Source organism: Polynucleobacter sp. KF022, assembly GCF_027924105.1.
Classification (GTDB): Bacteria; Pseudomonadota; Gammaproteobacteria; order Burkholderiales; family Burkholderiaceae; genus Polynucleobacter.
Genome location: NZ_AP026972.1, coordinates 16,673 through 40,728, shown reverse-complemented (window position 1 = coordinate 40,728; position 24,056 = coordinate 16,673). Strand labels below are relative to the sequence as shown.

General features: G+C 46.7%; 21 protein-coding genes, 6 tRNA genes and 3 rRNA genes. 6 read left to right on the top strand and 24 right to left on the bottom strand.

All coding sequences use genetic code 11. The features are described 5' to 3' along the window. The 9 genes from tuf to PKF022_RS00190 form a co-directional block, all read right to left on the bottom strand. Positions 1-1,191, bottom strand: coding sequence for an elongation factor Tu (gene tuf / locus PKF022_RS00230; RefSeq protein ID WP_114637476.1), 1,191 nt, complete (start codon positions 1,189-1,191; stop codon positions 1-3). Between the two features lie 64 nt (positions 1,192-1,255). Next, positions 1,256-1,330: transfer RNA gene (locus PKF022_RS00225), tRNA-Thr, on the bottom strand. A gap of 21 nt (positions 1,331-1,351) precedes the next feature. Next, a tRNA-Gly gene (locus tag PKF022_RS00220) sits at positions 1,352-1,425 on the bottom strand. A gap of 5 nt (positions 1,426-1,430) precedes the next feature. Further along, positions 1,431-1,515, bottom strand: a tRNA-Tyr gene (locus PKF022_RS00215). A 105-nt stretch (positions 1,516-1,620) separates the two neighbouring features. Beyond that, positions 1,621-1,734: ribosomal RNA gene (rrf, locus tag PKF022_RS00210) — 5S ribosomal RNA — on the bottom strand. A gap of 106 nt (positions 1,735-1,840) precedes the next feature. Continuing rightward, positions 1,841-4,714, bottom strand: a 23S ribosomal RNA gene (locus PKF022_RS00205). A 266-nt stretch (positions 4,715-4,980) separates the two neighbouring features. Beyond that, positions 4,981-5,056, bottom strand: a tRNA-Ala gene (locus PKF022_RS00200). A gap of 30 nt (positions 5,057-5,086) precedes the next feature. Next, positions 5,087-5,163: transfer RNA gene (locus PKF022_RS00195), tRNA-Ile, on the bottom strand. 59 nt (positions 5,164-5,222) lie between these two features. Beyond that, a 16S ribosomal RNA gene (locus PKF022_RS00190) occupies positions 5,223-6,755 on the bottom strand. Together the 16S, 23S and 5S rRNA genes with 5 tRNA genes alongside form the textbook arrangement of a ribosomal RNA operon. 490 nt (positions 6,756-7,245) lie before the next feature. Between PKF022_RS00190 and PKF022_RS00185 the strand changes: the two genes are divergently transcribed. Beyond that, the gene (locus tag PKF022_RS00185; protein ID WP_281776765.1) at positions 7,246-7,902 is read left to right on the top strand and encodes a GNAT family N-acetyltransferase; all 657 of its coding nucleotides are present in this window, start codon (positions 7,246-7,248) and stop codon (positions 7,900-7,902) included. Positions 7,903-7,913: 11 nt separating this feature from the next. On the opposite strand, the gene PKF022_RS00180 is transcribed toward PKF022_RS00185, so the two are convergent. Genes PKF022_RS00180 through PKF022_RS00170 form a run of 3 tightly spaced genes read right to left on the bottom strand, consistent with a single transcriptional unit; the run spans position 7,914 to position 9,573 of the window. Further along, the gene (locus PKF022_RS00180) at positions 7,914-8,267 is read right to left on the bottom strand and encodes a c-type cytochrome (RefSeq protein ID WP_281776764.1); all 354 of its coding nucleotides are present in this window, start codon (positions 8,265-8,267) and stop codon (positions 7,914-7,916) included. Between the two features lie 18 nt (positions 8,268-8,285). Further along, positions 8,286-8,936 (bottom strand): BON domain-containing protein, encoded by a 651-nt coding sequence (locus PKF022_RS00175; RefSeq protein ID WP_216231081.1) that lies wholly within the window; start codon positions 8,934-8,936, stop codon positions 8,286-8,288. Between the two features lie 34 nt (positions 8,937-8,970). Further along, positions 8,971-9,573, bottom strand: a complete 603-nt coding sequence (locus PKF022_RS00170) for a phosphoheptose isomerase (RefSeq protein ID WP_281776763.1) — start codon at positions 9,571-9,573, stop codon at positions 8,971-8,973. Positions 9,574-9,676: 103 nt separating this feature from the next. Between PKF022_RS00170 and rsmI the strand changes: the two genes are divergently transcribed. After that, positions 9,677-10,570, top strand: coding sequence for a 16S rRNA (cytidine(1402)-2'-O)-methyltransferase (rsmI, locus tag PKF022_RS00165; protein WP_281776762.1), 894 nt, complete (start codon positions 9,677-9,679; stop codon positions 10,568-10,570). Positions 10,571-10,622: 52 nt separating this feature from the next. Here the strand turns inward: rsmI and PKF022_RS00160 are convergent, their stop codons facing one another. Then, a complete protein-coding gene (locus tag PKF022_RS00160) occupies positions 10,623-11,123 on the bottom strand; it encodes a c-type cytochrome (RefSeq protein WP_216231078.1) in 501 nt (166 codons plus the stop codon). A 102-nt stretch (positions 11,124-11,225) separates the two neighbouring features. Here PKF022_RS00160 and PKF022_RS00155 point away from each other — a divergent pair. The 3 genes from PKF022_RS00155 (at position 11,226) to PKF022_RS00145 (ending at position 12,753) form a co-directional block, all read left to right on the top strand. Beyond that, positions 11,226-11,301: transfer RNA gene (locus tag PKF022_RS00155), tRNA-Arg, on the top strand. 190 nt (positions 11,302-11,491) lie between these two features. Further along, positions 11,492-12,526 (top strand): fatty acid desaturase, encoded by a 1,035-nt coding sequence (locus PKF022_RS00150; RefSeq protein WP_348773183.1) that lies wholly within the window; start codon positions 11,492-11,494, stop codon positions 12,524-12,526. 41 nt (positions 12,527-12,567) lie between these two features. Beyond that, complete coding sequence (locus PKF022_RS00145) at positions 12,568-12,753, top strand: hypothetical protein (protein ID WP_041396810.1); 186 nt, start codon at positions 12,568-12,570, stop codon at positions 12,751-12,753. Positions 12,754-12,774: 21 nt separating this feature from the next. Here PKF022_RS00145 and PKF022_RS00140 read toward each other — a convergent pair whose 3' ends face one another. Continuing rightward, a complete protein-coding gene (locus tag PKF022_RS00140) occupies positions 12,775-13,413 on the bottom strand; it encodes an MBL fold metallo-hydrolase (RefSeq protein ID WP_281777506.1) in 639 nt (212 codons plus the stop codon). A gap of 88 nt (positions 13,414-13,501) precedes the next feature. Between PKF022_RS00140 and gcvH the strand changes: the two genes are divergently transcribed. After that, positions 13,502-13,894, top strand: a complete 393-nt coding sequence (gene gcvH / locus PKF022_RS00135) for a glycine cleavage system protein GcvH (RefSeq protein ID WP_281776760.1) — start codon at positions 13,502-13,504, stop codon at positions 13,892-13,894. Positions 13,895-13,897: 3 nt separating this feature from the next. On the opposite strand, the gene priA is transcribed toward gcvH, so the two are convergent. The 10 genes from priA to atpB all read right to left on the bottom strand — a co-directional run bounded on the left by priA (position 13,898) and on the right by atpB (position 24,037). Next, complete coding sequence (gene priA / locus PKF022_RS00130) at positions 13,898-16,024, bottom strand: primosomal protein N' (protein ID WP_281776759.1); 2,127 nt, start codon at positions 16,022-16,024, stop codon at positions 13,898-13,900. A 266-nt stretch (positions 16,025-16,290) separates the two neighbouring features. After that, positions 16,291-17,409, bottom strand: coding sequence for a uroporphyrinogen decarboxylase (hemE, locus tag PKF022_RS00125; RefSeq protein ID WP_281777505.1), 1,119 nt, complete (start codon positions 17,407-17,409; stop codon positions 16,291-16,293). Between the two features lie 9 nt (positions 17,410-17,418). Further along, the gene (locus PKF022_RS00120) at positions 17,419-17,835 is read right to left on the bottom strand and encodes a F0F1 ATP synthase subunit epsilon (protein ID WP_215299186.1); all 417 of its coding nucleotides are present in this window, start codon (positions 17,833-17,835) and stop codon (positions 17,419-17,421) included. 12 nt (positions 17,836-17,847) lie between these two features. After that, positions 17,848-19,248: a F0F1 ATP synthase subunit beta gene (gene atpD, locus PKF022_RS00115; protein ID WP_071467468.1), complete on the bottom strand. Its 1,401-nt coding sequence runs from the start codon at positions 19,246-19,248 to the stop codon at positions 17,848-17,850. 55 nt (positions 19,249-19,303) lie between these two features. Continuing rightward, positions 19,304-20,173, bottom strand: coding sequence for a F0F1 ATP synthase subunit gamma (atpG, locus tag PKF022_RS00110; protein ID WP_281776758.1), 870 nt, complete (start codon positions 20,171-20,173; stop codon positions 19,304-19,306). Positions 20,174-20,190: 17 nt separating this feature from the next. Beyond that, the gene (gene atpA / locus PKF022_RS00105) at positions 20,191-21,732 is read right to left on the bottom strand and encodes a F0F1 ATP synthase subunit alpha (protein ID WP_215348165.1); all 1,542 of its coding nucleotides are present in this window, start codon (positions 21,730-21,732) and stop codon (positions 20,191-20,193) included. 45 nt (positions 21,733-21,777) lie between these two features. Continuing rightward, complete coding sequence (locus PKF022_RS00100) at positions 21,778-22,314, bottom strand: F0F1 ATP synthase subunit delta (RefSeq protein ID WP_216231072.1); 537 nt, start codon at positions 22,312-22,314, stop codon at positions 21,778-21,780. 1 nt (position 22,315) lies between these two features. Next, complete coding sequence (locus PKF022_RS00095) at positions 22,316-22,786, bottom strand: F0F1 ATP synthase subunit B (RefSeq protein ID WP_281776757.1); 471 nt, start codon at positions 22,784-22,786, stop codon at positions 22,316-22,318. Between the two features lie 63 nt (positions 22,787-22,849). Next, positions 22,850-23,116: a F0F1 ATP synthase subunit C gene (gene atpE / locus PKF022_RS00090; protein WP_012357116.1), complete on the bottom strand. Its 267-nt coding sequence runs from the start codon at positions 23,114-23,116 to the stop codon at positions 22,850-22,852. A gap of 45 nt (positions 23,117-23,161) precedes the next feature. Next, positions 23,162-24,037, bottom strand: coding sequence for a F0F1 ATP synthase subunit A (gene atpB, locus PKF022_RS00085; RefSeq protein ID WP_281776756.1), 876 nt, complete (start codon positions 24,035-24,037; stop codon positions 23,162-23,164). Positions 24,038-24,056: the final 19 nt, after the last annotated feature.

Here is a 24,056-nt window from a genome sequence, read left to right as displayed (position 1 = left end):
TTAAGCCAAAATCTTTGCAACCACGCCGGCGCCAACAGTACGGCCACCTTCACGGATCGCAAAACGTAAACCTTCTTCCATCGCGATAGGAGCGATGAGTTTTACGGTAATTGTTACGTTATCACCAGGCATTACCATTTCTTTGTCTTTTGGCAACTCGATTGAACCAGTTACGTCCGTTGTACGGAAGTAAAACTGTGGACGATAGTTGTTAAAGAATGGAGTATGACGGCCACCTTCGTCTTTACCCAAGATGTAAACCTCGGCTGTAAAGTGAGTATGTGGAGTGATTGAACCTGGCTTAGCCAATACTTGGCCGCGCTCAACTTCTTCACGTTTTGTACCGCGTAACAAGATACCAACGTTATCGCCTGCTTGACCTTGGTCGAGCAATTTGCGGAACATTTCAACACCAGTACAAGTGGTCTTGAGTGTTGGTTTGATACCGATGATTTCGATCTCTTCACCAACCTTAACGATACCGCGCTCGATACGGCCTGTAACAACAGTACCGCGACCGGAGATGGAGAACACGTCTTCTACTGGCATCAAGAACGCGCCGTCAACAGCACGCTCTGGAGTTGGGATGTAGCTGTCTAATGCTTCAGCCAATTTCATGATGGCTTCTTTACCCAATGGGCCTTCGTCGCCTTCGAGAGCTAACTTAGCAGAACCTTGGATGATTGGTGTGTCATCGCCAGGGAAGTTGTACTTAGATAAAAGCTCACGAACTTCCATTTCAACTAACTCGAGCAATTCAGCGTCATCAACCATGTCGCACTTGTTCAAGAACACGACGATGTAAGGAACACCCACTTGGCGCGCCAAGAGGATGTGCTCACGAGTTTGCGGCATTGGGCCGTCAGCAGCAGAGCAAACTAAAATTGCGCCGTCCATCTGAGCAGCACCAGTAATCATGTTCTTAACGTAGTCAGCATGTCCTGGGCAATCCACGTGAGCGTAGTGACGGTTCGCTGTCTCATACTCAACGTGCGCTGTATTAATCGTAATACCACGTGCTTTTTCTTCTGGAGCAGCATCGATCTGATCGTATGCTTTCGCTTCGCCACCGAATGCTTTAGAAAGCACGGTTGCGATTGCTGCTGTCAATGTGGTTTTACCGTGGTCAACGTGACCGATGGTGCCTACGTTTACGTGCGGTTTTGTCCGCTCGAACTTTTCTTTTGCCATTTTTAATCTGCCTTTAGTTAACTCTTAAACCAAACACGAAATACATAATTAATAAAACCAAACATGGTGCCCATGGGCAGGATCGAACTGCCGACCTCTCCCTTACCAAGGGAGTGCTCTACCACTGAGCCACATGGGCGTAATCTAATGCAACAAATTCTGGAGCGGGATAAGAGAATCGAACTCTTGACCGAAGATTGGAAATCTGCTGTTTTACCATTAAACTAATCCCGCACATCTGGTGGAGGGGGTAGGATTCGAACCTACGTAGGCGTAGCCAACAGATTTACAGTCTGCCTCCTTTAGCCGCTCGGACACCCCTCCGCGAACCCAATATTCTGACTCCAAATGGAGTTTCTGTCAATCTCTCTAAACGCTTTGCACAAGTAAAAACGCCCAGACCTAAAAGGGTCTGGGCGTCGCATTGGTGCCCGGCAGTTACCTACTTTCACACGGGTAATCCGCACTATCATCGGCGTAGAATCGTTTCACTGTCCTGTTCGGGATGGGAAGGAGTGGTTCCAATTCGCTATGGTCACCGGGCGTAGAGGGTCGAGTTGCTGATTAAATCAACAACTCTATTTGAGTAAGCATGTAATAAGGATGCAGATTAAATCTGGCAAACATCCAACACAATAGTGCTGGTTATAGGATCAAGCCTAACGGGCAATTAGTATCGGTTAGCTTAATGCATTACTGCACTTCCACACCCGACCTATCAACGTTGTGGTCTTCAACGACCCTTTATGTAGGTTAAACCTACGGGAGATCTCATCTTCAGGCAAGTTTCCCGCTTAGATGCTTTCAGCGGTTATCTCTTCCGTACATAGCTACCCTGCGATGCTTCTGGCGAAACAACAGGTACACCAGCGGTACGTCCACTCCGGTCCTCTCGTACTAGGAGCAGCCCCCGTCAAATCTCCAACGCCCATGGCAGATAGGGACCAAACTGTCTCACGACGTTTTAAACCCAGCTCACGTACCTCTTTAAATGGCGAACAGCCATACCCTTGGGACCGGCTACAGCCCCAGGATGAGATGAGCCGACATCGAGGTGCCAAACACCGCCGTCGATATGAACTCTTGGGCGGTATCAGCCTGTTATCCCCAGAGTACCTTTTATCCGTTGAGCGATGGCCCTTCCATACAGAACCACCGGATCACTATGACCTGCTTTCGCACCTGCTCGACTTGTCGGTCTCGCAGTTAAGCACGCTTTTGCCATTGCACTTTAGGTACGATGTCCGACCGTACCAAGCGTACCTTCGTACTCCTCCGTTACACTTTGGGAGGAGACCGCCCCAGTCAAACTGCCTACCATGCACTGTTCCCGACCCGGATAACGGGCCAAGGTTAGAACCTCAAATAAATCAGGGTGGTATTTCAAGGTTGGCTCCAACAGAACTAGCATCCTGTTATCAACGCCTCCCACCTATCCTACACAGACCGATTCAAAGTCCAATGCAAAGCTACAGTAAAGGTTCATGGGGTCTTTCCGTCTAGCCACGGGTAGATTGCATCATCACAAACATTTCAACTTCGCTGAGTCTCAGGAGGAGACAGTGTGGCCATCGTTACGCCATTCGTGCAGGTCGGAACTTACCCGACAAGGAATTTCGCTACCTTAGGACCGTTATAGTTACGGCCGCCGTTTACTGGGACTTCAATCAAGAGCTTGCACCCCATCATTTAATCTTCCAGCACCGGGCAGGCGTCACACCCTATACGTCCACTTTCGTGTTTGCAGAGTGCTGTGTTTTTATTAAACAGTCGCAGCCACCTTTTTATTGCAACCCTTTCGTCCTCCCGTTGTTCACGGTCAAACTACAAGGGCGCACCTTATCCCGAAGTTACGGTGCAAATTTGCCGAGTTCCTTCTCCTGAGTTCTCTCAAGCGCCTTAGAATACTCATCTCGCCCACCTGTGTCGGTTTGCGGTACGGTCTTGTTAGACTGAAGCTTAGAGGCTTTTCTTGGAACCACTTCCAATTGCTTCGCGAATAAATTCGCTCGTCTCACGCCCTTGAATTACGCTACCGGATTTACCTAATAGCCATCTCCAACGCAAGAACCGGGACTTCCAACACCCGGACAACTTTCCGCGATCCGTCCCCCCATCGCATCTAACAATGGTCAAGGAATATTAACCTTGTTCCCATCAGCTACGCATCTCTGCCTCGCCTTAGGGGCCGACTCACCCTGTTCCGATGAACGTTGAACAGGAAACCTTGGGCTTACGGCGAGGGGGCTTTTCACCCCCTTTATCGCTACTCATGTCAGCATTCGCACTTCTGATACCTCCAGCATCCTTTACAAGACACCTTCACAGGCTTACAGAACGCTCTCCTACCATCACATTACTGTGATCCGCAGCTTCGGTTATATGCTTAGCCCCGTTACATCTTCCGCGCAGGACGACTCGATCAGTGAGCTATTACGCTTTCTTTAAAGGATGGCTGCTTCTAAGCCAACCTCCTGACTGTTTTAGCCTTCCCACTTCGTTTCCCACTTAGCATATATTAGGGACCTTAGCTGGCGGTCTGGGTTGTTTCCCTCTTGACACCGGACGTTAGCACCCGATGTCTGTCTCCCGTGCTTGCACTTGTAGGTATTCGGAGTTTGCTATGGCGCAGTAATCCGCAATGGACCCCACTACCATGACAGTGCTCTACCCCCTACAGTGATACACGAGGCACTACCTAAATAGTTTTCGGAGAGAACCAGCTATTTCCAGTTTTGTTTAGCCTTTCACCCCTATCCACAGCTCATCCCCTAACTTTTCAACGTTAGTGGGTTCGGTCCTCCAGTACGTGTTACCGCACCTTCAACCTGGCCATGGATAGATCAACTGGTTTCGGGTCTACACCCAGCAACTAGCGCCCTATTCGGACTCGCTTTCGCTACGCCTTCCCTATTCGGTTAAGCTTGCTACTGAATGTAAGTCGCTGACCCATTATACAAAAGGTACGCAGTCACCCCTTACGAGGCTCCTACTGTTTGTATGCACACAATTTCAGGATCTATTTCACTCCCCTCCCGGGGTTCTTTTCGCCTTTCCCTCACGGTACTTGTTCACTATCGGTCGATTACGAGTATTTAGCCTTGGAGGATGGTCCCCCCATATTCAGACAGGATTTCACGTGTCCCGCCCTACTTGTCTCTAGCCTAGTACCACCCAATAATTTTCACATACGGGACTATCACCCTTTATTGTTGGACTTTCCATTCCATTCTGTTAATTACTGAGCTATCACTAGAAGGCTCTTCCCATTTCGCTCGCCACTACTTTGGGAATCTCGGTTGATGTCTTTTCCTCTCGCTACTTAGATGTTTCAGTTCACGAGGTTCGCTTCTCATACCCTATGTATTCAGGTATGGATACCACAAAAGTGGTGGGTTTCCCCATTCAGAAATCCCCGGATCAAAGCTTATTTACCAGCTCCCCGGGGCTTATCGCAGGTTATAACGTCTTTCGTCGCCTGTAATCGCCAAGGCATCCATCATGTGCACTTATTCACTTGATCCTATAACGAGCACCATTGCTAGTACCTGTTACAGGTTTACTTCTACTTCTGACATGTTTGCCGTAATCCAAACTGTAAGTACTTTGTTAAGAACTTGGTAAAACTCGTTTGTATTACTGATTGATGATTCAATCTTTACCCTTATTACATTGTCAAATGTCCTCTCAAAGAAACATTTGACACTTTGCTTACTCAAATTTTTAAAGAACAGCCATAAATGGCAAAACTAAACAATAAAAAATTGCTTAGTTTTGACATTTAGATGATGGTGGAGGATGACGGGATCGAACCGACGACCCCCTGCTTGCAAAGCAGGTGCTCTCCCAGCTGAGCTAATCCCCCAACGTCCCACTAAGTCTTGTTTCTGGCTGGTGGTGGGTCTGGTAGGACTTGAACCTACGACCCCTGCGTTATCAACACAGTGCTCTAACCAGCTGAGCTACAGACCCGTGGCTTTTATTGTCAACCGATAAGTGTGGGCACTATAGATCCAGCATCTTTTCTCTAGAAAGGAGGTGATCCAGCCGCACCTTCCGATACGGCTACCTTGTTACGACTTTACCCCAGTCATGAACCCTGCCGTGGCAGTCGCCCCCCTTGCGGTTAGGCTAACGGCTTCTGGCAAAACCCACTCCCATGGTATGACGGGCGGTGTGTACAAGACCCGGGAACGTATTCACCGCGACATTCTGATCCGCGATTACTAGCGATTCCAGCTTCACGTAGTCGAGTTGCAGACTACGATCCGGACTACGATGCATTTTCTGAGATTAGCTCCCCCTCGCGGGTTGGCAACCCTCTGTATGCACCATTGTATGACGTGTGAAGCCCTACCCATAAGGGCCATGAGGACTTGACGTCATCCCCACCTTCCTCCGGTTTGTCACCGGCAGTCTCTTTAGAGTGCTCTTGCGTAGCAACTAAAGACAAGGGTTGCGCTCGTTGCGGGACTTAACCCAACATCTCACGACACGAGCTGACGACAGCCATGCAGCACCTGTGTTCACTTTCTCTTACGAGCACCTAATGTATCTCTACTTCGTTAGTGACATGTCAAGGGTAGGTAAGGTTTTTCGCGTTGCATCGAATTAATCCACATCATCCACCGCTTGTGCGGGTCCCCGTCAATTCCTTTGAGTTTTAATCTTGCGACCGTACTCCCCAGGCGGCTGACTTCACGCGTTAGCTACGTTACTCAGGATGTAAATCCCGAACAACTAGTCAGCATCGTTTAGGGCGTGGACTACCAGGGTATCTAATCCTGTTTGCTCCCCACGCTTTCGTGCATGAGCGTCAGTGTTATCCCAGGGGGCTGCCTTCGCCATTGGTATTCCTCCACATATCTACGCATTTCACTGCTACACGTGGAATTCTACCCCCCTCTGACACACTCTAGCTATACAGTCACAGGCGCCATTCCCAGGTTAAGCCCGGGGATTTCACGCCTGTCTTGTATAACCGCCTGCGCACGCTTTACGCCCAGTAATTCCGATTAACGCTCGCACCCTACGTATTACCGCGGCTGCTGGCACGTAGTTAGCCGGTGCTTATTCTTCAGGTACCGTCATTCCCGGACTGTGTTAGAGCCGGTGTTTCTTCCCTGACAAAAGAGCTTTACAACCCGAAGGCCTTCTTCACTCACGCGGCATTGCTGGATCAGGGTTGCCCCCATTGTCCAAAATTCCCCACTGCTGCCTCCCGTAGGAGTCTGGGCCGTGTCTCAGTCCCAGTGTGGCTGATCGTCCTCTCAGACCAGCTACTGATCGTCGCCTTGGTGGGCTTTTACCCCACCAACAAGCTAATCAGGCATCGGCCGCTCTAATCGCGCGAGGTCTTTCGATCCCCCGCTTTCCCCCTCAGGGCGTATGCGGTATTAGCACAGCTTTCGCTGCGTTATCCCCCACGATAAGGTACGTTCCGATGTATTACTCACCCGTTCGCCACTCGCCACCAGGTGCAAGCACCCGTGCTGCCGTTCGACTTGCATGTGTAAGGCATGCCGCCAGCGTTCAATCTGAGCCAGGATCAAACTCTTCAGTTCAATTCCTGTGATCCTTGCGGATCGTCGCACTCATTCAAGAAATTGACTTGGTAATAAAACCAAATCTTTTTACTGTCTATGAGTACTATTTATTTACATCTGTCCCGAAGGACTGGATGCTTTCACTTAGTACCCACAATTATCGGTTGACTAATTTTTAAAGAGGGCTGACTTGTTTCTTGTTTCAAAAAACATTCAGCAGAGAGGTGAGACTATATCCCACTTTTTCAGGGTCGTCAACACCTTTCGTACTCTTTTACTCAAAAAAGGCAGGGTTTTTTCCTACTTTTTAAATTAATTCAATAAAAACAATGGGTTAGTTTTCAAAAAAAATTTATCTTTTTTTCTAAATGCTCTCTATTTTTAAGTTTTTTGTGGGTGGGTTGAGGAATTTATCCTCTTTTTAAGCCCCGCTTCATGGCTAATGGCATAGAAGCCACATGTTAGGGAAAACCCTGAAAATTATTCTAATTCCTGCTAATATATTGCTATGCACAATAAATTAGCGAATAGTCACTTACCTGCTAGCCCATATACGGCAGGGCAGGCTGTGCCCGTTCGCGAGCTACACGCAGGTTACAGGCAAGAGATCCTGAATCATTTGCTACAACTAAATGATGAAGATAGGCGCTTACGCTTTGGCACACAAACCCCTGATGAAGTCATTCGCCACTATGTAAAACACCTTGATTTCAATAAAGACTCTATTTTTGGCGTATTTGATTTGGACTTAAAACTCATTGGCATGGCACATCTGGCCTATTTGCCAGAACATAAAGGACAAGCGAGAGCTGCTGAATTTGGTGTCTCTGTTTTGCCAGAAGGGCGTGGACAGGGCTTAGGCACAGCGCTATTGCAACGTTCAGCTGTCCATTCGCGCAATACTCGCATTGAAACGCTGTTTGTTCACTGCCTTGCAAACAATAAGGCAATGATGCATTTGGCGCAAAAGGCTGGCATGACAGTTGAGTTTGCTTATGGTGATGCCGATGCCTGCTTAAAGTTACCACCGGCAAGTCCCGCAACCATTGTGGAAGAAGCTGCAAACGAACAGTGGGCTGATATGGATTACGTACTAAAGAAAAACCTCAAGCAATCCAATCAAGCATGGTGGTGGTTTTTGGGTAGACCCGGACTCGCGCGTTAATTAATTCTGCATTAATTTTTGTTGGGTGCGCCACGCAATATCCAACTTGTTAATGCAGATAGATCCGCCTCATTCAATTTTGCATTTGCAGGCATTGGCACAACGCCCCAAGAGCCCGTGCCCCCTTTGGCAATTTTATTTTTTAAAAATGTTTGAGCATTTGGATCGCTCTTATATTTTTCTGCAACCGCCTGAAAGCTTGGGCCAACAATTTTTTTATTGATTGCATGACAACCTAAGCAAGCGTTTTGTTTTGCAATGGAGAATGCTTTTTCATCTTCAGCGCTTGCTTGCGCAATAGGTGCGAAAAAAGCGAGCGATGTAAACAAAAAAATTGTTGCTACAGCTACTCGCTTTTTAAACATTAGCCACCTTCAAAAAAATTATTGAAATTTTGGCGGGCTGTTTGGTTGTTCTTGATCGGCTTTACCTTGTTTTTCTAAGCGCACTTTTTCTGCATCAGAAATAATGTCAAAGTAAACATAAACATCTTTGACACCATTGGTATTGCTGGCAACCTTCTTCGCAAGATCTGCTTCGCCCTGGGTCAAGATACCCATCAGATAAACACTGCTGCCTTCAGCCACTATCGCCATCGAGTTAGAAGGCAGTTGATCAGTAAAGATCATTTGGGTTTTGATCTTAGACTCTAGATAAGAATCATTTGCACGAGATGTATAGCTGCTATTGGGTCCAATAATTAACTCATTAAATACAGAGCGCGCATTCTTCATTGCTTTTACATAAGCCCCAGCTGCGGCCTTAATGTCAGCATCCTTTACTTCACCAGTCAGCAATACTTTTTGGTTAAATGACGTGACATTAATATGTGCGTTATCACCGAATCGTTTTGACAGAGCATTCTCTGCCTCTAATTCAATTCCCTTGTCGATGGCCTGCACAGCTGGCGTGCGACGATCTGCCATCACGGTTGCGCCTGCAGCAACTCCACCAACAGCAACTACCGCACAACCTGAAACCTGAGACGCAATAAGAGCGGCGAGAAATAATCTTTTAAGAAATGAAATTTTCATTGGGGGTTTTTCTGTGTTGAGGTATCAATAACTTTTAGTCAAGCAAAACATGGTCTACGCCATCACATAAAGCGTGAAGTAAAACCAAATGGGTTTCTTGTATGCGTGCAGTGCGAGTTGATGGTGCGCACAAATGAATGTCATCTTTATCTAGCAGCTGAGCAATTTTTCCGCCGCCATTTCCGGTCAAGGCAATAATTTTGATTCCCATCTTTTTTGCAGCTTCAATTGCCTTCACAACATTCTTTGAGTTACCGGATGTAGAAATTCCCAGCAGGATGTCACCTTTTTTTCCAAGCCCACGAACTTGTTTGCTAAAAACTTCGTCATAGCTGTAATCATTCCCAACGGCTGTCAGAATAGAAGTGTCAGTTGTCAAAGCAATCGCTGCCAGTTCTTGACGTTCTCTTTCAAATCGGCCAATAAGCTCAGCCGCAAAGTGCTGAGCATCTGCTGCCGAACCGCCATTACCGCAAGCCATTACCTTACCGCCAGCACGAAGACATTCGACCATTGCCAATACACCCAGGGCAACTGACTCGGGAAGCAGCTTCTCAGCCTCTTGCTTAACAGCAATGCTGTCTAGAAAATGCTGGGAGGCGCGCTTGCGCAAACGTTCGTTAAGATCTTTTTCCATAGCAATATTATGCGCCAAAGATGCCCCAATTTCACCAGCAATCACCCGATCTCAAAAGCAACGTATTCTCTTGTTAATTACTTAACTTTTATCAGGCAGCTTCATGGAACTTGGCTCATTTGATTTTTTAAAACAGCAGGATCTTCCTGCTGGGGCTCTTTACATGGTGGCCACACCTATCGGGAATTTAGGCGACATTACTTTACGCGCCCTGCACGTATTAAATGCGGTTGATGGAATTGCTTGTGAAGATAAAAGACATAGTGCGGCATTACTCCAGCAGTTTGGAATTCATAAGAAGTGTTTGGCACTGCATGAGCACAACGAAATCAGCGGCGCTCAAACGGTTATCCAGCACCTTTCCAATAATGAACGTTGGGCCTATATTTCTGATGCCGGCACACCAGGCGTTTCAGACCCTGGGGCAAGATTGGTAAATGAAGTTCAAAAAGCAGGGCTGCGAGTCATTCCCGTTCCTGGAGCAAGCGCAGTATCTAGCGCAATTTCAGCGGCAGGATCCGTGATGCATAGTGCAGAAGGGCGCTTTCAGTTTTTAGGTTTTTGGCCCAACAAAACCAAAGATCGTGACAACTTCTTGCAAGATATTTCGAGCAGCAAAAAAGCCAGCATCTTTTTTGAGTCCCCACACCATATCAAAGAGACTTTGGCCTTGCTGGCAAATCATTTAGATTCTGATCGTCAGCTTTTAGTTTGTCGTGAGCTCACCAAAAAATTTGAAGACATTGTTTCTCTAGAAGCAAAAAATGTTGCTGCTTGGCTTGAAAGCGCGGAGAGTCTTAGGGGCGAATTTGTGATTGTGGTTGCAGGACGCCCAGCCAATGGTGACGAGGCTCCTGAGCATGCGGCTCTCTTGCTGTGGGCCAATGCGCTAAGCCCCTATATGGGAAGTAAAGAAATCGCCTCAGTCCTCTCGCAAAATTTGGGATTAACAAAAAAAGAGGCCTACCAAATTGCCTTGGATGCAAAAAGCGAATAGCTAAAAATAAAAAGCTGGCACATGGCCAGCTTTTAAATGGGTGCAACAAAAATTATTTTGCAGCAGGAGCAGCTGGCGCTTTTGGCTCTGGCAATTTTCCACCAGCAGAGTTAGCCAAATACACAACTGCTCGGCCTAACTCGTAATCGCTAACATCAGCAGGGGCTGCTCCACCCCGCGCAGGCATAGCGCCTTTACCTTTAATGACGGATGTCAGTAAACCATCGTAGCCTTTGCCTAAACGTGAAGCCCATGCACCGGCATCACCAAATTTAGGGGCACCTGCAGCGCCGCTCGCATGGCATGCAGCACAAACCGCCTTATAAACCTGCTCACCTGTTTGCAGCTCCTTAGGAGTGCTAGCGTCCTTAAAGTTCAACTGCGCTACTGGCTTAATCAGTTGCTCGGCACTTGCAGAGGAATCGGTGCGCTTGCCATTGTTCACAAACACCATTAACAGCAAAATAATGATGAGTGGCACAAAAAAGCTTGCAAACACCATGATGATGAGTTGTTTTGGGGACTTAATCAGACTTCCGTGCTCGTTGCTCATAAGAATTTATCGTTTGACGGGTTTTAGGGTTGCTTTGCCGTGATTATAACTAGAGAGTAGGGTTATAGGCACTTACAATAGGGAGGAGCCAGATTTTCACTGGCGCCCGTAGCTCAGTGGATAGAGTATTGGCCTCCGAAGCCAAGGGTCGCAGGTTCGATTCCTGCCGGGCGCGCCAAAAACAGAGGGGTTTTTGACTTACATCATGCGAAAAATTGCGAAAACCGCTATCATTTGCACCTAACTTATTGATTCTTATCGTGTCTACACATCTAAATACCGCCCTTTCAGAGCCCTCCCTCACCAACCCTTTGCCGCCAGAGGCACCATTACCGCATCGAAAAATCATTCGTAGCTGGCTAATTCCAATGGCACAGGGTGAAACTGGGCGTGCAATCTTGCTCCTAGTAATCGATGCTCTCTTATGGCTTGGCTGCATTGCAGGAACTATTTTTGTTGAAAGTATTCTGCTCAAAATTATTTTTGGTTTGGTCGCAGGCTTTGTAACAGGACGCATCTTTATTCTGGGTCATGACGCTTGTCACCAAAGCTACACCCCTAATCGCGAACTCAACAAAGTGTTGGGTCGTATTGCATTCTTGCCATCACTCACACCATATAGCTTGTGGGATGTTGGTCATAACGTTGTACATCATGGCCAAACAAATTTGAAGGGTTTTGACTTTGTTTGGGCGCCTTTATCAAAATCAGAATTCGACGCGCTTCCCGCATGGCGTAAAGCTCTAGAGCGCCTTTACCGCAGCGGCTGGGGTCCTGTTTTCTATTACCTAATTGAAATTTGGTGGAGACGTGAGTACTTCCCAAATGCAAAAAATAAACCCGGTGATCGTCCAATTTTCCTAAAAGATAATCTGCTTGTTACCGCATTTGCGATTGTTTGGATCGGCTGCTTAATCGCTGGCGCTATCGCTACAGGACAATCTATCTGGGTTGGCTTAATCACTGGTTTTGTAGTTCCATTTTTGTTCTGGAACGGCATGATTGGATTTGTAGTCTACGTACACCATACCCACCCAAAGGTATCTTGGTATGACAAGAAATCTGAGTGGCTACGTGCTCAACCGTTTGTCTCTACAACCGTACATCTGACTTTTAACTGGATTTGGGGCAAATTGATGCACCACATCATGGAGCATACTGCCCACCACGTCGATATGAGCGTACCGCTTTATCGCTTGCCAGAGGCCCAACAGACACTAGAGACCATCCTTCCAGAGCGTATTTTTGTACAAAAGTTCTCCTGGTCTTGGTATTTCGATACTGCTCGCAAATGCAAGCTATACGACTTTGAGAACAAGGCATGGCTCGATTTTGATGGCAATAAAACAGCAGATTCGGTCCGGGTTGTGCTTAGCCCAGCCCCAGCGGGACAAAACGGGTAAAATAGATCTTCTGTATAAGATTTGCCTTACCCGGATTGCCCATGACTACCTCGACTCCAGCAGCTACCCAAGAAACCTCTCAGAGCCTTAAATTTTGCTCTTCTTGCAGCCGTGAAAAACGACTTGAGGGTGGCACTTGGATTCCAACAAGCAATCGTAAGCAACGCTGGATCTGCGCTAGCTGTTTATACAACCGTACTCATCGTACCGGCTCAGCAAAAACCTAATATCACTAGTAGTAAAAAGTTTTAAGCGCGATCCCCAACATAGGGATTCGTTTTTCGTTCTTGGCCGATTGTCGACATGGGTCCATGGCCCGGCACAAACTGAACATCATCCCCCAAAGGCCACAATTTTGTTTTAATCGCGTTAATTAAATCTGCGTGGTTACCTCGTGGAAAGTCTGTTCTTCCGATTGATCCGGCAAACAAGACATCGCCGACAATTGCCAAACGATCCTCTTTATCAAAAAATACAACGTGACCGGGAGTGTGTCCTGGACAATGAAACACTTCAAGATCAATATTGCCCACCTGCACATGATCGCCATTATTCAACCAACGATCAGGCTCAAAAACTTTAGCATGTCCAAAACCAAAGCGCACCGTTTGCTCTGGTAATTGATCAATCCAAAATCGCTCGTCTTCCTGCGGCCCCTCAATAGGCACGCCCAGCTGATCAGCCAAGTCTTTGGCAGCTGCACAATGATCAAGATGCCCATGAGTGAGCAAGATCTTTTTAACGCTTCCACCCATCTGCTTAACGCCATCAAGGATCTTTTCAATATCTCCACCTGGATCTACCACCGCAGCGTCGCCAGTCTCTTGGCAAACCAAGATGGAGCAATTTTGCTCATAAGGCGTAACAGGTACGATTCCTAATTTGATTGGCATATATATCCAGCAGATAAATTCATAATTTGATGATCATTCATTTTATGAGAGTGGGCATAAAATGTGCTTAAAGGATAAAACAATGAACAGCCAAGATACTTTTAAATTTGCAGAAACCCACGAATGGGCCGATCAGGAAGATGATGGCCTAATCTGGGTTGGCATCAGCAACCACGCCCAAGAGGCGCTTGGTGATGTCATGTTCTTTCAAGCACCAAAGCTTGGTCAACAAGTCAAGCAGGGCGAAGCTATTGCAGTGATTGAATCAGTAAAAGCTGCGAGCGATATTCATGCGCCCGTGAGCGGAGAAATTGTTGCTCTTAATGAAGAAGTGGATGGATCGCCTGAGCTTGTTAATGAAAATCCTTATGGTGTTTGGTTATTCAAAATCAAACCCATATCTGATGCGAGTCTTACCTCTGATTTAGGTCAGCTCTTAACTTTAGAAAAATATAATGCAGGTCCTGGGGCCTAAAAGTTAGATTGAAATTGGGTCGCGCTCAATAAGCCAACGGATACGACCTTCCTTGCTAATGCGCCCCTGAGAATTCTCACGCAAATAGCGATCTACTGCTTCTAAAATTTCTTGTAGGTTTTTGCGGTCATCTGACTCCACCAATAGTTGGGCACGCTCTGAGCCTGCCACGCGCATCATGGCCTTGGGAACGGGGTCATAGACTCTGAGGCCTTTAGATATATGGCCGCCAGACTTTAGGTATCCCTTCAAGGTACCCAAAAATTGAATGGCCTTATCCAGGCTTTTAGCCTCAGCATGCACTAATGCCTGATAGGCAAATGGGGGCAGGCCCGCTTCTTTCCTTTCATTTGCCGTAAAGGATAAAAATCCATCGACGTCGTGACGCAGCAAAAACTGGAAGACTGCTGCCTCCGGAAACTGGGTTTCAATATAAATTGCGCCGCTCGCATCACCATCTTTGCCAGATCTTCCGGCACGACCAGCTACCTGAACCAGCTGTGCAAATAATCTTTCTGCTGCCCTGAAGTCTTGAGAAAACAATCTACTGTCAGCATCTAATACGGCCACTAAGCCGATGTTTTGATAATCGTGCCCCTTGGCAATCATCTGGGTGCCAACAACGATATCTACATTCCCCGCATGTATCTCCTGAAAAAGCTCTTCAGCACCCTTGCTTTTTCTGCTTGAGTCCGTGTCGACCCTCAATACCCGGGCATTGGGCCACATCTCCTCAATAGAGTCTTCAACCTTTTGGGTGCCTTGTCCCAAAGTCTTCAGATCAGCATTTCCACAGTCGGGACAATGATTGGGAATCGCCTTCACTAAACCGCAATGGTGACAACTTAGCACGGATTTCCTACCCAAAGCGCCGGCCTTATGAAGCACCATATAAGAGCTACATTGCTCGCATCTCGATAGCCATGAGCATGCGCCACAACTCAGAACTGGCGCATATCCGCGTCGATTAATAAGTATTAGGCTTTGCTGCTTGCCCTCTAAATTCCGACTAACAGCATGCGCAAGCGTTTTTGTAATAAGGCTTTTAGACTTTGGTCTCTCTGCATCGCCAGGACTAAATTGTGTTTGTGGATCACGCGTGTTCACCAAATGCACTTCGGGAAGGCTTGCACCTTGAGAGCGCTGATCTAAGCGAATGTTTTCATAGCGGCCAGCCCTAGCAGCTATCCAGGTTTCAAGTGATGGCGTGGCGGATGCCAAGAGAATCGGAATATTTAAATCATGAGCGCGCCAAATAGCAAGATCGCGTGCAGAGTAACGAATTCCGTCTTGTTGTTTATAAGATGGGTCATGCTCTTCATCAACAACAATAGCGCGAAGATTGGGTAGCGGCGTTAAAGCGGCAAGACGTGTGCCTAAAATAATTTGGGCTTTGCCAGTCATTGCATCGTGCCATGCAATACCTCTGACTTTTTCACTTACGCCGCTGTGAAGCACGACCATTTTTTTGTCTGGGAAATACGCGCGTACCCTGCGCTCTAACTGTGGCGTTAAATTTATCTCGGGAACCAAGAGCAACACTTGTGCATCTGCATCTTGCAAAATTCCACTGAGCCAATTTAAAAATACTGCAGTCTTTCCGCTTCCAGTTTGTCCTTGTAAAAGAATTGCTTTGAATTTATTCGAGGGGCAGGCACGCAATTTTTCTAACGCAAGTTTTTGTCCTTCGTTTAAATGGCCTTCATCGACATATCCCTCAACAGCTTCTTGTTTCGTTTTTTTCTTTTGCTTTTCTTCGTCAGCAACTAACTTTTTTGGAATTTTTTCCCAGTCATCCGGCTTTTTCCACATCTGTGGAATGGTGGGGATAATGGTTTCCCCAAGAGCATGGATGTAATACTGACTAGCAAAGTTCATTAAGCGCAGCACTGCTGGGTCTAAAGGGGGCAGTGGGGCAACCTTAGAAACTTTTTTTAATTTATCAATCTCGTAGTCAGAGTGAGCACTTACTTTAATAACAATTCCGACAAGCGAGCTACGCCCAAAGGGGGCCTCTACCAGCGCACCAATAGTTGGCGGGCCTCCTAGTAACCCCTCATCCCACAGGTAGTCAAAGCCCTGAGCAAGGGGCTTGTCAACGACGACCTGAACAACGATTGGAGGGGCCATGAATTACGTCTGATTTCTTATTTAGCTTGTGGATAAGTCTGTGGATATCATCCGAGGATTCTGATTTATAAACTAATTTATCAGCTTTCCGTTTTTGCACTCTTTTAAAGCTTTTTTGTTATTTTCTATATATATCAATGACTTATAGAGATATTCGAATGTGAAGTTTCATCTTTAATCGCAATCTCACTGAATTTCAAATTTTGTCGCTATCTGTGCATAACTTTCGTTAAAAAAATTATTGGCAAGTTAGCGACTACTCAGGATTATGACTTTGTTCTGAGTGACCTAGAGCGATTAATGACAGCTTCAGCCAGTGCAGTGACGCTCTCAGGAGGAGTGAACTGAGAAATGCCATGGCCCAAATTAAAGACATGTCCATCTAAAGGATGTAAGCCAGATTTAAGGGCTGGTGCGCTCGCCAAATCTTCCAGAATGAGGTTTGCTTGTTCGGCAATTTGTTTTGGCTCTGCGAACAGAATTAGCGGGTCTAAATTACCTTGCAATGCTAAAGGCTTATTCATTGCGAGCAATTGTTTTCTTGCACGACTTAATGACATCGTCCAGTCAATCGCAATCACATCAGCACCAACTTGCGCCATGTCATTGAGCCAAATTGCGCCACCCTTAGTAAACATAATCACAGGAATTTTTCTACCCTCATACTCGCGTGGCAACATAGCAATCACTTTTTGCATAGACGCCAAAGATATCTTTTGATACCAACCATCTGGAAGCATCCCGCCCCAAGTATCAAAAATCATTAGCGCCTGTGCACCGGCCTTTACTTGCTCAGTTAAATAGGCGGCAACCGATTGTGCATTGACATCAAGAATATGCTGCATCAAGTCAGGGCGACTAAACATCATGGTTTTAGCATGACGGAAATCATCAGCGCTAGAGCCATCAACCATGTAGCAAGCTAATGTCCATGGGCTTCCAGAGAAGCCAATTAATGGAACGCGCTGTTTGCCATCCTGAATTAATGCTTTACGAATTTCTGAAACAGCATCAAAAACATATTTAAGCTGATCCATATCAGCTAGACGTAATTTCTTAACCGCTTCTTCTGTGCGAAGAGGGTGCTCAAAGCTTGGGCCTTCGCCAGCCGTAAATTTCAGACCCAATCCCATTGCATCGGGAATAGTCAAAATATCGGAGAACAAAATAGCCGCATCCAATGGATAACGATCCAAAGGCTGAAGGGTTACTTCAGTAGCATAGGCAGGATTTTTTGCGAGCCCTAGAAAACTTCCAGCTCTGGCCCGTGTAGCGTTGTATTCAGGGAGATAGCGGCCGGCTTGACGCATGAGCCAAAGCGGTGTTTGATCAACCGCTTCGCCCAGGCAGGCTTTTAAAAACCGATCATTTAACAGCAAGGAGATGACCGGCTATTACTTTTTACGACGGAAACGAGCAATTGCAGCCAACTGTGCTGCTGCCATTGCAAACTCGGACTGGGCCAAAGCCAAATCAAAGTCAGTGCCACGATTTTGCATAGCTTCTTCAGCGCGCTTCTTGGCTTCAGTAGCTTTAGCTTCATCGAGGTCATGACCGCGAATGGCAGTATCTGCCAATACGGTAACGTGATCAGGCTGAACTTCTAAATAGCCACCTGCTACGAAAACAAACTCTTCATCGCCGTCAGCTTTTTCAATACGAACTGAACCTGGACGAATACGTGTAATCAAAGGAGTGTGGCCGCGCAAAATGCCGAGCTCACCACTTTCGCCAGGAAGCGCAACAAACTTCGCTTCCCCACTGAAAATAGACTGCTCAGCACTTACTACATCGACGCGTATGGTTGACATAATTTCCCTAGATTAAAGCTTCTTGGCTTTCTCGATGGCTTCATCAATTGAACCCACCATGTAGAACGCTTGCTCAGGCAAGTGATCCAATTCGCCGCTGCAGATCATTTTGAAACCACGGATAGTTTCTTTCAATGGAACGTATTTGCCTGGTGAACCAGTAAACACTTCAGCAACGTGGAAAGGCTGTGACAAGAAACGCTGAATCTTACGAGCACGTGATACAGCCAATTTATCTTCTGGAGACAATTCGTCCATACCCAAAATCGCAATAATGTCGCGCAATTCTTTGTAGCGCTGCAATGTCATCTGTACGTCACGAGCAACTTCATAGTGCTCTTGACCAACCACTTGTGGGTCAAGCTGACGGCTGGTTGAATCCAATGGATCAACCGCTGGGTAAATACCCAATGCAGCGATGTCACGTGACAACACAACTGTGGAGTCTAAGTGCAAGAAGGTTGTAGCTGGTGACGGATCGGTCAAGTCATCCGCAGGAACGTAAACGGCCTGAATAGAGGTAACAGAACCAGTCTTAGTGGAAGTAATACGTTCTTGCAATTTACCCATCTCTTCAGCCAATGTAGGTTGGTAACCCACAGCAGAAGGCATACGACCGAGCAACGCAGAAACTTCAGTACCGGCCAATGTGTAACGGTAGATGTTGTCAACGAAGAACAAAATGTCACGGCCTTCGTCACGGAATGCTTCAGCCATTGTCAAACCAGTCAACGCAACGCGCAAACGGTTGCCTGGAGGTTCGTTCATCTGACCAAACACCATCGCCACTTTGTCGATAACGTTAGATTCTTTCATCTCGTGGTAGAAGTCATTACCTTCACGAGTACGCTCACCAACACCCGCAAACACTGATAAACCTGAGTGTTGCTTAGCGATGTTGTTAATCAATTCCATCATATTCACGGTCTTACCAACACCCGCACCACCGAACAAGCCAACCTTACCGCCTTTAGCGAATGGGCAAACTAAGTCAATAACCTTAATGCCTGTTTCGAGCAAGTCAACAGAAGGGGAGAGCTCATCAAACTTCGGTGCTGGTTGGTGAATAGCGCGACGCTCTTCAGTTGCAATCGGACCTGCGTCGTCAATTGGGCGACCCAAAACGTCCATAATGCGGCCCAAAGTTGCTGGGCCAACTGGCACAGAAATTGGCTTACCTGTAGATTTCACTTCCATGCCACGACGCAAGCCATCGCTCGCACCCATGGCAATCGCGCGAACTACACCGTCGCCGATTTGTTGCTGAACTTCAAAGGTCAACCCTTTTTCAGCAAATGATTTTTCGCCGCTATCAACTAATGTCAATGCATCATAAATGTTTGGCATTTTGTCGCGTGGGAACTGAATGTCCACCACTGGACCGATACACTGCACGATATTTCCGTTACTCATCGCATTTCTCCGCTTTTAATTCCTGAATTCTTTCGTATTCCTAAACGCTGACCGCTTAAACCGCAGCCGCTCCGCCAACAATTTCTGACAACTCTTTAGTAATAGCAGCTTGTCGTGTCTTGTTGTAATCCAATTGCAATTCGCCAATTACGTTCTTCGCATTATCTGAAGCGGCCTTCATTGAGACCATACGTGCAGACTGCTCAGAAGCCATGTTTTCAGCAACCGCCTGATAAATCATTGCTTCAACGTAACGCTTAAGCAGGCCATTCAAAATGGACTCTGCGTCAGGTTCGTAGATGTAATCCCAAGAGTTGCCTGTTTTCTCTTCTGGAGTCAAAGCTTCTGCCTCCAAAGGCAAGAGTTTTTCTAAAACAGGCTCTTGTTTCATTGCATTTACGAAGCGGGTATATGCCAAATAAACAGCATCAATCTCGCCGCGCTCAAACGCTTCCAATTGGGTAGTAATCGCACCAATCAAAACATCCAAATGCGGCGTATCGCCAATTTGAATTGTTTGAGAAATCAGTTTTGCTTTTGAGCGATTCAAAAATTGCAAACCTTTTGAACCAATTGCGGTGTACGCAATCTCAATATTGTTTTCTTGCAAATCGCGCACTTGGTTAGCAATCAAACGCAAGACGTTGGTATTTAAACCGCCGCACAAGCCCTTGTCTGTCGTAACCAAAATCGTACCAACCTTCTTCACTTCACGAGTTGCCATGTAAGCAGGGCGGAACTCGGGATTTGCTTTAGAAAGATTGGCAACAATCTCACGAATTTTTTCAGCGTATGGGCGCGCATTACGCATGCGCTCCTGGGCGCGACGCATCTTGGATGCGGCGACCATTTCCATTGCCTTCGTGATCTTGCGCGTGTTTTGCACGCTCTTGATCTTAGATCGTATCTCTTTTGTGCTTGCCATGATTTATGCGAGCCCTCTTAGAAAGAGGCAGAACGCTTGTAATCCTCAATAGCGGCGCGCAATGCAGCTTCGTCATCTTTGCTCAAGTCTTTAGTCTCTTCAATACGAGCAACTAAGTCAGCGTATTTAGATTTCAAATGATCTTGCAAACCTTTTTCGAAGGCCAATACATTCTTCACTTCGAGGTCATCGAAGTAGCCGTTATTAACAGCATAGAGTGAAGCAGCCATTTCCCAAACTTGGAGTGGCTTGTATTGAGCTTGCTTACACAATTCAGTAACACGACGACCGCGCTCTAACTGCTTGCGGGTTGCTTCGTCGAGGTCAGACGCGAACTGTGCAAACGCTGCCAATTCACGATATTGCGCTAAGTCGGTACGAATACCGCCAGACAATTTCTTAATAACTTTAGTTTGTGCAGCACCACCAACGCGGGATACAGAAATACCAGCGTTAATCGCAGGACGTACACCAGCGTTGAACAAGTCAGTTTCCAAGAAGATCTGACCGTCAGTAATCGAAATTACGTTGGTTGGAACGAATGCAGAAACGTCGCCAGCTTGAGTTTCAATAATTGGCAATGCGGTCAAAGAACCAGTTTTACCTTTTACTGCGCCGTTAGTGAACTTCTCAACATACTCAGCATTTACACGAGCAGCGCGCTCGAGCAAGCGTGAGTGGAGGTAGAACACGTCGCCAGGATAAGCTTCGCGGCCTGGTGGGCGGCGGAGCAACAAGGAGATTTGACGATAAGCAACTGCTTGCTTGGTCAAGTCATCGTAAACAATCAAAGCGTCTTCGCCGCGGTCACGGAAGTATTCGCCCATGGTGCAACCTGCGTAAGCAGAGAGGTACTGCATCGCTGCAGACTCAGAAGCACTCGCTGCAACAACCACGGTGTACTCCATCGCGCCCAATTCTGTGAGCTTGCGAACAACGTTAGCAATAGTAGAAGCTTTTTGACCGATCGCTACGTAAACGCAATAAACGCCTTTACCTTTTTGGTTAATGATCGCGTCAACCGCAACAGCTGTCTTACCAGTTTGGCGGTCGCCAATGATCAACTCACGCTGACCACGGCCAATTGGAACCATCGCATCAATCGCCTTCAAACCAGTTTGTACTGGCTGGCTAACAGATTGACGTGCGATAACGCCAGGAGCAACTTTTTCAATAAAGTCAGTTAACTTGGTGTTGATTGGGCCTTTGCCATCAATCGGTTGACCGAGCGCGTTTACAACGCGACCGAGCAACTCTGGGCCAACTGGAACTTCCAAAATGCGACCAGTACATTTAACTGGGTCGCCTTCTTTAATGTGGGTGTATTCACCCAACACTACGGCACCAACAGAATCACGTTCAAGGTTTAACGCGAGGCCGATAGTGTTGTTTGGAAACTCCAACATTTCGCCCTGCATAACGCCTGACAAGCCATGTACGCGGCAAATACCGTCGGTCACTGAAATAACAGTGCCTTCGTTGCGAACTTGGGAGTCAACGCCCAATTCGCTAATTCGGCTTTTGATCAGCTCGCTGATCTCGGAAGGGTTGAGTTGCATTACTTACTCCTGGGTCTTATTTCGTATGTTCTTAATAGGGATCACTTATGCGCCAAGACTTGCTTGCATTTGAGCTAACTGGGCCTTAACTGAACTATCCATTACTTCGTCGCCAACTTGAATGCGAACACCGCCAATCAATGTTGGGTCAACTTGAATAGTTGGGCGCAATTCTTTACCCCCAAAGCGCTTCTTCAAACTTGACAACAAATCATTCAACGCAGAACCCTCTAAAGGGAATGCGCTGGTAATGTTTACTTCTGCTGCGCCTTCGCTCTTGTTTTTCATTGCTTCAAATTGATGAGCAATTTCAGGAACAGCCGCTAAGCGGTGGTTTTGATTTACAAGATTCAGAAAGCTAGCAACCTTGCCATCAAGCTTGGTCTTCACCATGCCAGAGAGCAGCTTGCTCAAATCATCAGCGGATACTTTTGGGTTGTTTGATAAAGCAGCAACTTCTGGCAAAGCAGCAAGCTGCGCCAATTCGTTTAACTGCTCCAAACATCCAGCAAGCTCAGCCGGCTTGGCGCTTTGAAAAAGCGCTTCCGCATAAGGACGTGCAATAGTGGCTAAATCAGCCATATCAAAGTTCTGCCTTTAGTTGGTCAAGCAACTGGCCATGAGCTTTTGCATCAACTTCACGACGCAAAATTTGCTCGGCACCTTTAACAGCCAACAAAGCTACTTCAGCGCGCAATACTTCGCGAGCGCGAGTTACTTGTTGATCTGCATCTTGCTTTGCTTGAGAAATGATTCGAGCTGCTTCAGCTTGTGCGTTAGCGCGAATTTCTTCGGCTGACATTTGTGCACGTTTTTCAGCTTCGGCAACGCGTTGAACACCTTCTTGGCGTGCTTTTGTTAATTCTTGCTCAGCTTCATTGCTGGCTAATGCGAGAGCTTCTTTACCGCGCTCGGCAGCAGCTAAACCATCAGCAATTTTGCTTGAACGTTCATCTAACGCCTTAACAAGCGGCGGCCACACAAAGCGTGCAACAACCCACCATAAGACGAAGAAAACGATCATTTGCGCGAATAGGGTCGCGTTCAGATTCACGATATTCCTTTCAGTATTGTTGAGAACAGTTGGATGACCCCTTGGTCATCCACGCCAAAACAATTACTTAATAACTGCGAGCAGTGGGTTTGCGAAAGCAAACAACATTGCAACACCAACGCCGATCAAGAACGCAGCGTCGATCAAACCAGCCAAAAGGAACATCTTAGTTTGGAGTGGCTCCATCAATTCTGGTTGACGTGCACAAGCTTCGATGTACTTACCGCCCATCAATGCAATACCTAAACAAGCACCGATCGCGCCGAGGCCGATGATGATGCCGATAGCGATTGCTGTGAAACCTTGAATGTTTGCGAGAAATTGTTGCATGTTGCTGACTCCTGAAGTTAAAGAGATAAGTTAAAAATAAAAATCTTAGTGATGGCTATGCGCTTGCCCGATGTAGACCAAGGTCAACATCATGAAAATAAAGGCTTGCAACAAAATAACCAAAATGTGGAAGATGGCCCAAGCTGATCCAGCAATAACATGGCCCACCAATCCGAACAGGGATAAATCTAAATTAAATGTCCACACACTACCTAGCAGTGCGATCAATAAGAAAACCAGCTCGCCGGCATACATGTTGCCGAAAAGTCGCATTCCCAATGAAACGCCTTTTGCAAGATATTCGATGATGTTCAAAGCAAGGTTAAATGGGGCCAAGTACCACTTAGCGCCAAACGGTGCAGAAACGAGCTCATGCAAGAATCCGCCAAAACCTTTTACCTTGAAGCTGTAAAAGAAAACCAAGAGCAAAACAGACATAGACATGCCCATCGTTGCATTGAGGTCAGTTGTTGGCACAACTTTATGGTGTGGCACATGCACGCCAAAACTTTCAATGAAATGATTTACACCCAATACCCAATCCACCGGCACTAAGTCCAAAGTGTTTAGCAAGATGATCCAAAAGAATACAAATAGTGCAAGCGGGGCAATGTAAGAACGATCGCCATGAACAATGCTCTTAGATTGTGTCTCTGCCATTTCAACAATCATTTCAACAAAGCACTGGAAACGACCTGGTACGCCAGGGGTTGCACGACGAGCCGCAATCAACAAAATAAATACAGCGAGCAAACCCATGAGGGATGCCCAAAAAATCGTGTCTAAATTGATAATGCTGAAATCAATAATGGACGTCTGTTGTCCACCTGAATTGTTGAGGTTTTGTAAGTGCTCAGAAATATACGCTGTTGGCGTCATTTGTTCTGCTGCCCCGTGGGCTTGGTTTACTTCGCTAGACATCTCTTAACTAGTCCTTTGT